Annotated in this window: 14 protein-coding genes; 10 read left to right on the top strand and 4 right to left on the bottom strand. The window is 40.8% G+C overall.

Annotated features, from left to right (window positions below):
• Positions 1-365: 365 nt before the first annotated feature.
• Complete coding sequence (locus CIL03_RS06940; protein WP_094884998.1) at positions 366-728, bottom strand: DoxX family protein; 363 nt, start codon at positions 726-728, stop codon at positions 366-368.
• A gap of 255 nt (positions 729-983) precedes the next feature.
• Complete coding sequence (locus CIL03_RS06935; protein ID WP_094884995.1) at positions 984-2111, bottom strand: RNA-guided endonuclease InsQ/TnpB family protein; 1128 nt, start codon at positions 2109-2111, stop codon at positions 984-986.
• Positions 2112-2376: 265 nt separating this feature from the next.
• Between CIL03_RS06935 and CIL03_RS06930 the strand changes: the two genes are divergently transcribed.
• A complete protein-coding gene (locus CIL03_RS06930; protein ID WP_094884992.1) occupies positions 2377-4092 on the top strand; it encodes an ABC transporter ATP-binding protein in 1716 nt (571 codons plus the stop codon).
• A 208-nt stretch (positions 4093-4300) separates the two neighbouring features.
• Here CIL03_RS06930 and CIL03_RS06925 read toward each other — a convergent pair whose 3' ends face one another.
• Positions 4301-5125 carry a formate/nitrite transporter family protein gene (locus CIL03_RS06925; RefSeq protein WP_094884989.1) on the bottom strand — a complete coding sequence of 275 codons (825 nt, stop codon included), beginning with the start codon at positions 5123-5125 and terminating at the stop codon, positions 4301-4303.
• A 287-nt stretch (positions 5126-5412) separates the two neighbouring features.
• Here CIL03_RS06925 and CIL03_RS06920 point away from each other — a divergent pair, with 287 nt between their 5' ends.
• The 9 genes from CIL03_RS06920 (at position 5413) to CIL03_RS06880 (ending at position 13890) form a co-directional block, all read left to right on the top strand.
• On the top strand, positions 5413-5712 hold the full coding sequence (locus CIL03_RS06920) for a 4a-hydroxytetrahydrobiopterin dehydratase (RefSeq protein WP_094885224.1): 300 nt from the start codon (positions 5413-5415) through the stop codon (positions 5710-5712).
• Between the two features lie 311 nt (positions 5713-6023).
• Entirely contained in the window at positions 6024-6917 is an 894-nt protein-coding gene (locus CIL03_RS06915) for a hypothetical protein (protein ID WP_094884986.1), read from the top strand.
• Positions 6918-6931: 14 nt separating this feature from the next.
• Positions 6932-7579, top strand: a complete 648-nt coding sequence (locus CIL03_RS06910) for a DUF4129 domain-containing protein (protein ID WP_094884983.1) — start codon at positions 6932-6934, stop codon at positions 7577-7579.
• Between the two features lie 18 nt (positions 7580-7597).
• On the top strand, positions 7598-8734 hold the full coding sequence (locus tag CIL03_RS06905) for a DUF4350 domain-containing protein (protein ID WP_094884980.1): 1137 nt from the start codon (positions 7598-7600) through the stop codon (positions 8732-8734).
• Positions 8731-9660, top strand: coding sequence for an AAA family ATPase (locus CIL03_RS06900; RefSeq protein ID WP_094884977.1), 930 nt, complete (start codon positions 8731-8733; stop codon positions 9658-9660). Before CIL03_RS06905 ends, CIL03_RS06900 begins: the two co-directional genes overlap by 4 nt.
• Complete coding sequence (locus CIL03_RS06895; protein WP_094884974.1) at positions 9611-10969, top strand: DUF58 domain-containing protein; 1359 nt, start codon at positions 9611-9613, stop codon at positions 10967-10969. Before CIL03_RS06900 ends, CIL03_RS06895 begins: the two co-directional genes overlap by 50 nt.
• Before the next feature lie 28 nt (positions 10970-10997).
• Positions 10998-11975 (top strand): stage II sporulation protein M, encoded by a 978-nt coding sequence (locus CIL03_RS06890; protein WP_094884971.1) that lies wholly within the window; start codon positions 10998-11000, stop codon positions 11973-11975.
• 12 nt (positions 11976-11987) lie between these two features.
• On the top strand, positions 11988-12779 hold the full coding sequence (locus CIL03_RS06885) for an RDD family protein (RefSeq protein WP_094884968.1): 792 nt from the start codon (positions 11988-11990) through the stop codon (positions 12777-12779).
• A 322-nt stretch (positions 12780-13101) separates the two neighbouring features.
• The gene (locus CIL03_RS06880) at positions 13102-13890 is read left to right on the top strand and encodes a helix-turn-helix domain-containing protein (protein ID WP_094884966.1); all 789 of its coding nucleotides are present in this window, start codon (positions 13102-13104) and stop codon (positions 13888-13890) included.
• Positions 13891-13929: 39 nt separating this feature from the next.
• Here the strand turns inward: CIL03_RS06880 and CIL03_RS06875 are convergent, their stop codons facing one another.
• Complete coding sequence (locus CIL03_RS06875; RefSeq protein WP_206207676.1) at positions 13930-14676, bottom strand: class I SAM-dependent DNA methyltransferase; 747 nt, start codon at positions 14674-14676, stop codon at positions 13930-13932.
• Between the last annotated feature and the right edge of the window lie 10 nt (positions 14677-14686).

Here is a 14686-nt window from a genome sequence, read left to right as displayed (position 1 = left end):
TGGAAAAGCTATCATCCCTTTAATCAGGGAAAGATAGCTTTTTTTGATATAAAACTTATCCACTTTTAATTTAAGTTATACACAAACAGTGGATAATATGTTGATGGATTCAATATATGGTAGAGAAAATTTGTTCTGCAACGAAATATCTGCGAACATTTGTGCATATGTGGATAATTTTGTGGATAAGCATGCTGATATTGGTGTGTAAGCTGTTCTGAAAAGTTCTGTGGATATCAAAATGGGAGCTCAGTTGGGTTTGTTCGGTCAATTTTATGATTCTTCCGGTCAAAATCTGATTTTATTCGGTCCAGATTGGGTCTTATTCGTTCGGAATAGTGTATTGACCGATCTGGCCACCAATGTTATCGTTTCCCGCGAATATGCTGCCATATCAGCAATAACAGAATAAGTATCACAATATCGAGTCTTGCTTCAAATGCAAATGATAAAAACCCCTTATTAAACAGTACGGGAAGCTTTGTCAGATAAATAGCACCAAGCATAACTAAGATTAGCGGGGGAACGGCAAGGTTTACATACATTCTTCCGGCAATAAGCATACCGCAGGCAATCTCAATTAATGCAATAACGAGAAGTGTGGCTTCCGGAAAGGGCAGGCCTAAACTGATAAATAATCCTTTAAAATCACTTACAACAAGCTTTAAAATACCTGATGTTATAAAAACATAACCAACTGCATAACAGATCCATCTGGATAAATTCATATTCCATTTTACTCCACTGAATAAACACCTCCCTATTATTTTGCTTATTACATACTTATGCAAGAACACAGACAACCTTGACAAGCTTTGTGAATGACCCCACCTTACCATTTTTCAAATGCTTGAAGATGGGGCTTCCTGTTTCACAGACCAGTGCATCCTGGGGTCTCCAGGTTGTCTTACACAGTCTCCGCAGGCTTTGTTTATACTGATCGGACACAACCTTGCCCTACAGTCGTTCGAGTCATTCGGATGCTATTTTATTACTTGCAACTCGTCCAATTGTTCCAGGCCTCTCCGAAGAATGTTCAAGCTGGCATTGTGATCGCGGTCAAGAATCGTTCCACAGCTTCTGCAAATATGAGTGCGAATCGATAACGACTTTTTGACACGTGTCCCACAATTTGAACAATCCTGGGATGTGAATTCTGGATTGACCTTGATCAGTAATCCGCCATTTCTTTCACATTTATAGGAAAGCATATTGCGGAACATCCCCCAGCCGGCATCAGAAATGGACTTGGATAATCGTTTGTTTGTTACCAATTGTCGAATGTTCAAATCTTCCACGGCAATAATCGAATACGTTTTTGCCAGATTAAAGCTCAATTTATGCAGGGTATCTCTTCTCTGGTTGGATACTTTTTCATGGAGCTTTTGGATTTTGATGACTTGTTTCTTGTAATTGGCAGATCCCCGCTTTTGATGCGAGAGTTTTTGCTGGGCTCTTTTCAATTTCTTTTCTGTTTGACGCAGAAATCTTGGATTTTCATGGCAGCTGCCATCCGACAGAACGGCATATTTATTTAATCCGACGTCAATTCCTACTGCAAGATCTCTGTTGATCGGTGCTGGATATACTTGCCTCTCGACACTGAAAATAGCATACCAGCGAGTTCCCTGCCGTTTGATAATCAGTTGTTTGATCGTTCCGTCTATCGGGCGATGTAAGTGAATTGGAATCTTGCCTAATTTGGAAAGCTGTAAATCCCCATTGGTGGTAAAAGATGCGGCGTAGCGGTTGTGTGAGTTTGGTTTGTGGCCAAATTGCGGGAAGGTCATGCTGTTGTAGTCTTTATATTTCTTTAGCTTCGGGTAGCGTGCTTCTTTGCAGAAGAATTTAATAAATGCATGGTCGAGACGCCGGAAAACTTCCTGCAATGGTTGGGAAGGCATCTTTTTTAGGTAGGTCCAGGACAATTTATCCCGTTTCAGTTGGGTTTGCATTGCAGATCGGCTGTATGGTTCTTTGGAACACTTGTACTTCCGTTGTTTATCCAAAAGAGCTGAATTATAGGTTTGACGGCAATACGAAAGCCAAGTATCTAGGGTTTCCTTCTGTTCGTCTGAAGGAAGAATTTCATATTTTTGATTCAGCAGCATCAGCTTCACCTCTTACTTTCATTATAGAACAAACGTTTGCGGTAATCAAGAAGTTTGCTGCCGCAAATCGAAATTCATCTCCCCCTTACCACTGGGTTACACCCTTCACGTGCTTGAAGAGGGAGACTTCTTTCGAAATGCTATTTAAATTGAGAGCTTTCCTGTTGCTAACCCTTCAGATTAGCCTTATAATTTCCTTTAGACTTTAAAAAAGGCGCCGAATCCATATGGAACCGGCGCTATACAAAAGAAGGAAGTGCAACCTGTGATTCGTCGTTTTTTTTCTTACTATAAACCGCATCGTCGTTTGTTTATTATTGATTTTACCGCAGCTGTAATTGTTGCATTGCTCGAGCTTGCTTTTCCAGTTGCAGTACAATGGTTTATTGATGAACTGCTTCCTGGAAAGGACTGGAACTTAATTATAACAGTTAGTATATTGCTTTTAATGGTTTATATAGTGAGCACACTGCTTCAATATGTGGTGACATACTTGGGTCATAAGCTTGGTGTAAATATTGAAACCGATATGCGCCAGGATTTGTTTTTCCATGTTCAGAAGCAGTCTTTTCGCTTTTTTGATAATACAAAGACAGGCCACATCATGAGTCGTATTACTAATGATTTATTTGATATTGGTGAGCTTGCCCATCATGGGCCGGAGGATTTTTTCATTGCAATAATGACCTTTGTTGGTGCATTTTTAATCATGTTCACCATTAATCTGGAACTTGCTTTAATCATCTTGTTCTCTGCGCCGATTCTGATTTTCCTAATTGCTTTCAGTAATATAAAGATGAACAAGGCCTGGAAGAAGATGTATGAGGATATTGCCGGGGTGAATGCGCGCGTGGAGGATGCCGTATCGGGTGTACGTGTCGTGCAATCATTTACAAATGAAACATTTGAAATGGACCGTTTTACAAAAGATAACTACAGCTTCAGAAAAGCAAAAATCGGAGCATATAAAGTAATGGCATTCGTTCATTCTAATATTTATATGATGATGCGTCTGATCACACTGATTGTGCTAGTTGTCGGAGCATGGTTTACCTTTAATAACAGAATGCAAATGGGTGAACTTGTCTTTTTCGTATTGATGGTGAATGTTCTGATGAATCCAATCCAAAAGATCAGTGCACTGCTTGAATTGTATCCAAAAGGGATGGCAGGCTTTAAGCGATTCACGGAATTAATGGATGTCGATCCGGATGTAAAGGACGGTACCGATGCTAAAACGGTGGAATCTCTAAAAGGAGATATTGCTTTTAACAATGTAACCTTTACCTATGAAAAAACTCAAAAACCTGTGCTGAATTCCCTAAGCTTTGATATCCATAAAGGAGAGACCATTGCATTTGTTGGTCCTTCAGGTGCCGGGAAAACCACCATATGCTCGCTTATTCCAAGATTTTATGATGTTGAGGGCGGAAGCATTACGATTGATAGTATGGATGTACGTGACATGACTAAGGAATCACTGCGTCAGCAAATCGGAATTGTTCAGCAGGATGTATTCCTGTTTACAGGTACATTGAGGGAAAATATTGCCTACGGGAAACTTGATGCAACCAATGAGGAAATTGAGCATGCAGCACGTCAGGCACATATGGAAGAGTTTATTAAAGAACTTCCAAACGGTTATGAGACCCAAGTGGGAGAGCGTGGGCTGAAGCTTTCGGGCGGTCAGAAACAGCGAATTGCTATTGCAAGGATGTTCCTGAAAAATCCGCCAATCCTGATTCTGGATGAAGCAACATCAGCCCTTGATACGGAAACAGAAACTATTATTCAAAAGGCGCTGACCGAGCTCTCGAAAGATCGTACCACCCTGGTGATCGCTCACCGGCTGGCAACCATTAAAAATGCCGATCGCATTATGGTCGTGACGAAAGATGGAATTGAAGAAGAAGGCAGCCATGAAGAGCTGCTGAAGCGTGATGGGATATTTGCACATTTGCATAAGGTGCAGATGCGCTAGATTATTAGGAGGACTTCCTGCTTTTTGGAGCGGGAGGTTCTTTTTTTGATGGTGTAATAGTGGTGTAAGAAGTTGTTTATTGTCGCGAAATACTGAAGTTTACAGTGGATCGGCCAAAGTTTACAAAAAAACTGCCGAAGTTCATAATTCAGCAGTTCTGACTATTCAACGGAAGAGACAAGGCAGTTCACCTTGTCTCCACTATTTGCTACGATGCACTTCTTTTGATTCGGTTCATCCCTACAGGCTTCTTATCCTTCGTTACAATATGTAAAGCCAAACCGGTAAATAAAAAACCACTTATAAAATTTCCGATTGTAACCGGAATCTGGTTCCATAGCCACCAGTCACCAAAGCTGATATCAGCACCAATCATCATCGCAGCTGGAATAACAAACATATTAACAACAGCATGCTCAAACCCCTGAGCAAAGAAAATAAATACAGGAAGCCACATGGCAACGATCTTTCCAATTGTAGCTTGAGAGGTAAATGCCATCACAGCTCCCATTGTAACCATCCAGTTACAAAGCAGTGCCTTTACAAACAAAATTATCATTCCATCAGACCCATAGGCTTGATAATCCAATGTTTTACTCTCTGCTACGGCAATGATTTTTTGAATCATGACAGAATCGTCTACATGACCAAATTTAGTAATATAAATAGCATATAATGCCGCATAGAATAAACTGCCCAATAGATTTCCGATAAAAGCCCAGAAAAAGCTGCGTGCAATAAGTGGAATGGTAGTCTGCTGACGCAATCTCGCGAGCGGCAGCATGGCAAAGGACCCTGTCACGAGTTCAAGATTCAGTAATAAAATTAATACAAATCCAACTGGGAAAATTGCTGCCCCTATAATATCCAGCCCAGTTTGTGTTGAAGCGGTAAATGCCAAGGTTGTAGAATAGCCTAAGAATGCGCCGGACAAAGCTCCTTTAATTAAAATGTGTCCAATGGAAAGTTTAGCTTTGTAAGCACCTGCAGCTGCGACTGAACTAACAACTTTGTTTGGTTTCACGTAATCCACTTATCATCTCCACCTTCTGCCAATGTTATTTTCAACAAGTTTACGTGAACATAAATAAAATCCTTATGATTCGTATCACTTATAATTATTTTTCTGCAGTCAATTATGACAGGTTTGTGTATGATTCCTATACTCATAGTGTTAATAGAATTTTATATTCCGCAATTTGTATTTATCCCCAAAGTTATCCACGGAAAAGGTGGATAACTTTGGGGATATTTGGAAATATGCTTGTGTTGTTTGTTAAACTAAGGGGAATAAAATCAATAGAGGAGGTGCAAATTCAGATGGAACGTTTAACGGAAGAGGAAATCACGAATGGTCTTGAGAAACTACCGGAGTGGAAGCGGCTTGATGAAAAATGGATCGAGCGGAAATACCGTTTCAAGAATTTCCTGGCAGGAGTAAGCTATGTAAACCAAATTGCAGATTATGCAGAAAATGAAAAGCATCACCACCCATTCATTTCAATAGATTATAAAGTAGTTACATTGAAAATATCCTCATGGCAGGCAAAGGGGTTAACAGCTTTGGACTTCGAGATGGCAGGACATTTTGATGAGCTATATGACCAGGCTGAAAAATAACCTTATATCGACAAATTTTCTGGGAAATTTGTCGATATTTCCCGGGAAATAAGGAAATTTGAGTTGAGATATAGGCAGTATAAGTTGAGAAATAACCGTATTGATCCAATATCTTTCAACTTCCATGTACTGTCTCTCAACCTTAGAGCATTATCTCTCAGTATCCATTCAAACGACACCCAATAGAGCAGCTGCTCTATTGGGTGTTTGATATTAAATTATTTTTACACGCTCTTTTACTAAAAAAACTACTGGAATAGTGATAGAATTGCTAGTATATACGTTGTTTTACATAAGAGGGGGAAGTACGGATGAACGATAAGTTTGGCAGGGCGAAGGGCTTTAGTGAAATATTGGATCACACCTTTCAGCTTTTGAAGAGTCATTTTTCAACATTTTTCCTTATATTTTTAATCATATTGGGGCCAGTTTTTCTGCTGGAGGCACTATTTCTATTAGCATCAGGAACCAGCTTCTTCAGACAGGTGGGCAGCGGCAGCAATTGGTTTGAGCAAATTATTTCGGGCTATGATGAAAGTCTGAATAATAGCATGGGATCAGATTTTTTCATAGGGTTTGCAATGCTTGTTTTAACTCCGATTGGCTATGCGGCTGTATTATTTGCTGTAGTGCAAGTGAGAAACGATGAAAAGTTCACAGCTGGAACTGTAATCAAAAGGGCATTTTCCAGGTTTTGGCCATTGCTTGGAAGCAGTGTTATCATTGGAGCAATTTTAATTGGACTCATAATTGCTGTAGCATTTCTTATCATTATTCCTGGAGTAATTACCGGCTTAGGTGATCCATTAATCGGAATTATCCTTAGTATCGGATTACTTTTGGGAATCGGCCTTGTAGTTGCTTTATTGTTTACCCGCTGGTGTTTTTACCTTAGTACTGTTGTATTTGAAGAAGGATTCCCGGGATTTGCAGAAAGCTGGCGTCTAACGAAAAAGCATACCTGGAGAATATTTGGACTGTTTCTCCTCATTATCCTGATTACCACTATTGTTGGGGCAGCCATTGAGGGAGTATTTACATTCATTCTCGGAAACAGTGTCCTCTATGTTATCATCGTTGATTTAATTGCGATGCTGACCTCAATGATTACTGCAGTTGCCTATGCTGTGATCTACTTTGATCTGAAACTCAGACAGGACGGGGATGATCTTAGGGAAATGATTGATGATTATCAAAAAAACTGATCGGGTGGTAATGTATGGAAAATCCAGCTAAGGCAAAAGAAGGTCTGCAGGATATTTTAAATCAGAGAGAATACCAGATTTACTACGAGGATAATCGGAACTTCCTTGAAGTCTGGTGGGATAATATCAAAGCATGGTTCAGAGAACTGCTGTCCGAATGGTTGTCAGGCTTTGAACCATCGAATGGATTTGCAGATACCCTGCTTGTTATTCTAATTGGTGTGGTTATTTTACTGGCATTACTTGGTGTGTTTTTGGGAATGCGTTTGGTCAGAAGAAAACGGGCACTTCAGGACCACCAGCCATTTCAGTCTATGAATGAGATGGAATGGTCGGTGGAGCGGCATTTGAAAGAAGCAGAAAAGCAAGAGAGAACGAGAGATTATTCGCTGGCAACGAGGCACCAGTTTCTGGCAGTACTGCTTTATTTTCATGAACAAGAATGGCTTCAGGCACATGTCTGGAAAACAAACTGGGATTATTTTGCAGAATTACAGCGAAAGGATAAACAAAGAGCTGAAGCTTTTTACGAGCTGGCCCGTATATTTGATGAGGCTGTTTATGGAAAACGCCCAATCGCGGAAAAGGAATATCATAACTACCAGGAGAAAGCACTGAAATGGCTGCATGAAACTGGTGAAAAGGGAATTCAGGAAAATTAAAAGGGGGGTTCGGGACGATTGCAAATTTCACAGACAGGTAAAAAAACATGGATTTGGCTGACCGTCATCCTTCTGCTGTTTGTTATTTTCAGCTATTTCCTTGTTTCCAAACAGCCCCAAGAATATCCTGGCTATGTGTCCGAATCTCCTGCACCAGCAGGTACCAAGGCATTTTATACATATTTGCAGGATGAAAATATAGACACAAAGAAATGGGAGCATGCGCCGGGGCTTTTAACGGGTGAAAACAAACAAGAAATTCTTCTCATGATTGAGCCATTCTATGTACCAGAACGAGCGGAGATGGAGGAATACATCGACTACATGGAAGCGGGAAATACAATTTTGCTGTTTAAAAGTAATCCGGAGGGTATGTTTGATGTGAAAACGAACCCTGTGATGACTGAAGCAGGGGAAAACGTCACTGTATCAGATCAGCAGGATGAGGAATACAAAGCATTAGTCCACTCTATGGTACGGATACAAGAAGAAGAATCGGATGAGGTCTTACTAAAGGATAATGCTGGACCTGTTGCGCTAAAGCGTTCCTTTGGTGATGGCAGCCTGGTTGTGGTGAATTCACCAAACTGGCTGACGAATGATTACATAACCGATGAAGACCATGTGGAGCTAATTTCAGCACTTTTACAGGAAGAGCAACACAACAGTCTATTAGTAGATGAATATATTCATGGTTCCGGGAATAAGCCTTCTACAGCAGCTCTATATCCAAAATGGATGCTTGTCCTGGCGCTGCAACTAGCGATACTGACACTGCTATGGCTAATGTATAAGGGGAAGCGATTTGGACCAATACGTATGCCAAGAGAGGCAACTGTGCGTTTCAGCAATGAGCAGACCACAGCACTTGCAGCCTGGTATCAGCGGGGCCGCAGATATCAGGATTCCCTGAAACTGCAGGCAGATTATTTAAAATTACTGCTGCAGGAAAAGTGGGGCATTCCGTATCGCAGAAGCTGGCAGGAAAGCAGTGAGCTTATCACCAAGAGGGATAAGCAACTGTCAGAAGATGAGGCTCGTACCTTTACAAGAGGCCTTCAGGATCTATTAAATAAGGAATCTGTCAATAAACAGGAATACTTAGCCTGGTCAAAACAATTAGACAGGCTCAGGCGAGAGGTGGAAGAGGAATGAACAGTCAGCTCAAAACGTTAATCAATGGATATGAAGAAAGAATTTTCGGCCAGTCGACGAATCTGAGATTATTATTATCTGCCATTCTATCAGGCGGGCATGTATTGATCGAAGGCGTCCCGGGTACCGGGAAAACACAGATGGTAAGGACATTATCCAATTTAATTGGCGGTAAATTTAGCCGGATTCAATTTACACCGGATCTGCTGCCATCTGACATAACCGGAAGTACCATTTTTAATATGAAGGAAAACACCTTTCAGACAGTGAAAGGGCCAATCTTTGCCAATATTATTTTGGCAGATGAAATTAACCGGACCCCTGCCAAAACACAGGCAGCACTGCTTGAGGCGATGGAAGAAAGACAAGTGACGATACAGGGAGAAACATATCCGCTCCCGGAAGTGTTTTTCGTTGTAGCTACGCAAAACCCAATTGAATTTGAAGGTACCTATCCACTTCCAGAAGCCCAGCAGGATCGATTTTTATTTAAATTAACCATCGATTTCCCGGAGCTTGAAGAAGAGACGAATGTATTAAAACAGGTACTGGATCGCCGATACACTGATGAATCCATTGATGCTATTCTTGATATACCGTCTTTTCAGGAGATTCAAAAGGAAATGGAATCTGTAACAATAAGTGATGATATTTTAAATTATATTATGCAGATGGTAAGAAGAACACGGGAAACGGAGTCAATCCGGTTTGGAGCAAGTACGAGAGCGGCTATATCGATTGCCAAGGCGGCAAAGGCCTGGGCTTATTTATCGGCCCGGGATTACGTCACACCGGATGATATAAAAATAGTTGCAAAGCCAGCACTAAGGCATCGTATTCAAATTTCCCCACAAATGGAATTGGAGGGAGTGAGCCTTGACCAGATCATCGAAGAGCTTGTGGGCGCGATTCCTGTTCCAAGATAGGGGGATTTTACCTTCCCGACGGCTTTTAATCATTTATTTGCTGTTATCCGCAGCATTAATCGTGCTGTCTTTTACGGATATTTCCTGGGTGTATCTTATTTCCGTAAATGTTTTATTTATTCTAGCATCCTTTTTCGATCTGTTTTTCTTACCAAAACGACAGGATATAGAAGCGATACGGGATATAGCGGATGAAATGGAACGAGGGCTTAACTATCAGGTTACTATTGAATTTAAAAATACATCTGCGTGTCCATGTACATTCCGAGTCATCGATGATTTACCTCAGTCCTTTCAGCAGAATTTTCCTGTTCGTGGGCTGGCAAAGGCGAATACCCTCAGCCGTATAGCCTATGAAACAACAGCCACTGTCCGGGGAAAATATGAACTTGAGACGATATACATCCGTTACGCCAGCAGGTTTGGATTTTGGGAAAGACAGACGGCAGTGGAGCAAAGCGATATGATAAAGGTTATCCCCGATTTATCAGAAACAAGGCATTACCTGGAGAATGCCCAGAAGTTTTTATTGTATGAAGGTTCGAAAATTCGCAGACGACAAAGCGGTACAGGGGAATTTTCCCGAATCAGAAATTATGTGGTTGGGGATGATCCCCGGAAAATCAACTGGCGGCAGACGGCAAAAATGCAGGAAGTTATGACAAATGAATATGAACCGGAGCATGGAAAATATATAACAATTTTAATTGATTGTGGAAGAATGATGGGGGCGGAACTTAAAGAGGCAAACCGTCTGGAGAAATCCTTGGAGGCTTCCATAACAGTCGCTGCAGCGGCTCTGAAAAATGGTGATTATGTGGGCGTTCTGGCATTTTCCAATGACATCAAAGTATTTGTGCCACCGGAAAAAGGGATGGATCAATTACAGAAAATCCTGCAGTCCATCTACCATTTGCAAGCAGATGCAAAAGAATCCAATTACGCTGGTGTGATGAATTATTTACAGACCGTTCAGAAAAAAAGAAGTCTGATTTTACTGTTTAGTGATATTCACACATTTTTACATGAGGAAAGTACCTTGCACTACGTAAAACGACTGCGGCAAAAGCATCTATTCCTTATGATAGGTATTGAAGACGATGCACTGGCAAGAGAAACAAGACAAAGTCCGGATACTGTGCACCTGGCCATGAGGAAGTCGATTGCACAGCAGCAGGTGCAGGTGAAGAAACGGGAGAAGGCAAAATGGGAAGCACAGGGGCTAGTCATGATTGAAGCAAAGGAAGAAAAATTAGCAACAGAAGCGGTATCCCAGTATATCCATTGGATGAATCAGGGATTACTGTAAAGCTCGTGAGGAGGAAGTGGGTGGAAAGATGAATATCAGGCAGTTTGTCAAGCAGTATCGGGAGGATTGGAAGCGGCTGGAAGAATATGCAGGCCATCTTCAGAAAAAAGGGAGAAGGGTGACTGGCGGAGACATTTCCAAATTTCATCGGCTCTATCAAAAGGCTGCACAGCATTTATCCTATAGTCAAACTTATTATCCTGATGAAGAGGTGACACGCTATTTAAATGAGCTTGTTTCCAAATCGCATAATCTATTGTATAAAGATCAGGTTTCCAGCTTCCAGCAGGTCCGGTATTTTTTCAGTACGAAATTTATTGGACTGCTGCTCGAGCAATGGAAGTTTATCGTTATAGCAATGCTGCTGTTTCTGTTCGGCGGGCTGGCAGCTTTTCTGTCTGTCGCAAATGACCCGCTTCATTTCTATTCCATTATGCCAGCAGATATGGCAGCAGGAGTAAACCCGGAGCAGCTGGGAGTTGGCCATGACGCTATTGATTCCTCACTTATATCAGCCCAAATAATGACCAATAATATACAAGTAGCCATATTAGCTTTTGCCAGTGGAATTACATTTGGATTGCTAACGGTATTTGTACTTGCATATAATGGCTTGATCGTCGGTGCACTGGCAGCGGTTTTCTGGCATGCCGGCATGTCCTATGAATTCTGGGCATACATTGTGCCACATGGCATGATCGAGCTGACAGCTATTTTTATCGCAGGCGGTGCAGGTCTGTTAATGGGATATAAGCTCTTTGTTCCAGGTCCATACACCAGGGGCTATCAATTAAAGGAGAATGCCAAACGGTCGGTTCAGCTTTTCCTTGGAACAATTCCCTTGTTCATTATTGCAGGGATCATTGAAGGCTTTATTACGCCTTCCACACTTTCTCTGGAAATGAAATATGTTGTGGCACTTGTAACGGTTGTCGGATTACTGGTTTATATTATGTGTGGTAAGCTATTACTGGATAAGAGAAGAACGTATGAAAGTGAAAGTTAGGGGAGAAAGGGCATGACACAGGATCAGATAAATATTAAAACACCTGAATTTGTTTCTCTAAATTTCAGGCTTGCCGGCCTCGGATCCAGGGCGGCGGCAATGATTATTGATCAGGTAATCCTGACTTTTGCAAATATCGCAATTATTTTGCTGGTAGTATTTACGACAAGTGCGGATATGTGGCAGATGATGGAATATGGCTGGATGGTGGCTATTATGATCATCGCACTGTTTGCAGTGAATTGGGGTTATTTTTTTGTTGGAGAATACTTTTTTAATGGAAAAACTGTTGGAAAGAATATAATAGGAATTCGCGTCATTCAGGAAAATGGCCACAGCATCACCCTTCTGTCTGCGATTATCCGCAATCTTTTGCGAATTGTAGATATGCTGCCAACGAGTTATTTCCTGGGAATTATTCTCGTATTTCTTCATTCCAAGCATAAAAGACTCGGCGATATGGCAGCTGGAACAATTGTTGTCCATGAACGGAAAGCAAAGCGTCAGAAGAAAACCCCTTTGGAAAAAGAAATAGAAGAGCGTGGTCTAAATAAGGATACTATATCAATTGGAGCTATGGCATATAACTCACTCGGTACAAAAGAATTTAATTTGCTGAAAACATACAGCTATAAGCTTGTGGAGCTGCGTGATTCTTCAAAATATCAGCTTACAAGAGAGATGGCAGCAATTCTGTTGCCGAAAGTTGGCTTGGATATAGGAGCGAAGACAGAACGGGAACTTGAAAATACACTGCTTGTGCTGTATTTAAAGATGAAGGAAGACTGGGAGTTTGAATTGTAAGGCCTGCTGGAGCTTGAATTCGTGCATTCAAGTGGAATAGCCGCGCGATAAAGCAAGGAATTCGTGCGATAACCCCATGAAGTTGCGCAATAACCTCTTCTTCACGAATATCGCACGACTTTATGGGCCTGCCGCGCGAATTATGGGCAAGGTCGCGCGACTTCTAGCAAATCATTTAAAGGGAAAAAGCAGAAATTATATATTTTTCTAACAGTAAAACACAATTGCAACCGTAAGTTGACAAAGTGCATTTGTCATACGATAGAACTCACAGCAATGTTTTAATACAATTTAGATATTAATAACAAAGGAGTTCATAAATATGACATTTGGAGAAAAACTTTTTAAGATTAGAAAAGAAAAGGGACTTTCCCAGGAAGCTTTGGCGGAGAAATTAAATACATCCAGGCAGGCAATCAGCAAGTGGGAAAATGGGCAAGGGTATCCTGAAACAGAAAAGCTTCTGATGATTGGAAATATCTTTGAGGTCTCAATGGATTATCTGCTGAAGGACAGTGTAGAAATGAACAGTGAAAAGGCAGATGGCTATTACGTAAGCAAAGAGATGGCGGAGGGTTATTTGATTCACGCGCCGGAGATTGCTAAACGTGTTGCTTTAGGAATCAGTCTGTTAATTTTATGCTTCGTGCCGTTTTTAGTTTTTAAACAAGATCCTGCAATTTATACCTTTCTTATCATTATCATTGCCATGCTGGGTATTGTAATGCTAGTTTCAGCAGGAGTGAAAGAAGAAGCTAAATATGAGATACTGCGAAAAGAAATTCTGCTGCTGGATGAGAATTATCTTAAGGAATTAACAACCAGATATGAAAATCTGAAGAAAAAATATGCTTTCGTTATGGGAGTCGGTATTTGTTTTATTATTGCAGGGGCTCTCGCCTTATTACTGGAAAGAAAAGATATCGCTTTAGGGGTTTTAGTTCCATATTTCCCTGTATTTACGGTTTTTATTGCTGTTGGTGCTTATATTTTATTTCGTACTACAATGGTACTGGAAGCATATAAATTACTGGTGAAAAATGAGGAATATGTTAATAGACTGGGATTTAAGCTTAAAAAGAAGGTACACAAAAAAGTGGATGAAATTTAAATGAAAAGGACCACACATTATGATCGATGTGTGGTCCTTTTATTTCACCGTTTTCTTGCAGACACAAATCATTTCCTTGCTGTCATTTGAAATTGGAGCTTCCTTCCAGTTACCGAAAAGATGCAAGATCTGAAATCCATTTGCATTTATTAACCGTTCCATTTCTTGTGGGAAAACATATCGCAAACGGATATTAGTTTTCCTTTCATTCCCATCTTCATATCGTCTTATCGTTGTACAGCCCTGAATCTGATTCAATGCATCATATTCCTCAACCGTATAAACATCCACGTTTTGTCCATCTTCCTTGTAGGATTTCCAATATTCCTCTACAGCAGACTGTAATATCTCTTCCTCAGCAGGAAATCTCGTATTAAATATAAAAACTCCATCATTATCCAGATGCTTGTTTACAGAAGTTAACAGCTGATCCTGTGCTTCATTTGTCAGGAAATGCTGAAACGAGTTCCCGGTCATGAAAATGAAAGGACTTTTGACAGGAAGGTCGAGTCTGCTGCAATCCTGCTCAAACCAGTCGATTTGCAGGTTTTCAGACTTTCTTTTTGCCTGTTCCAGCATTCCTTTATGCAAATCAACACCAATCAGATTGTGCCCCTGTTTGGCTAAAGGTATCGAAGCTCTCCCAGTTCCACAGGCCAAGTCAATAATCGTACCTTTCACCATTTCTGCCCATTTGGCTAAAAAAAAGATGTCTTCTGTATATGGATCATTCTCCTGATCATAGGAAACTGGGTCATCGTATTCCTGCAGGTTATCCAATGTCATTATTTCACTC

The sequence above is a fragment of the Virgibacillus indicus genome, from assembly GCF_002266285.1.
In the GTDB taxonomy this organism is placed as follows: domain Bacteria; phylum Bacillota; class Bacilli; order Bacillales; family Amphibacillaceae; genus Virgibacillus_K; species Virgibacillus_K indicus.
Note: the sequence above shows the minus strand (reverse complement) of the source record. Positions and strands in the feature narration are given on the sequence as shown.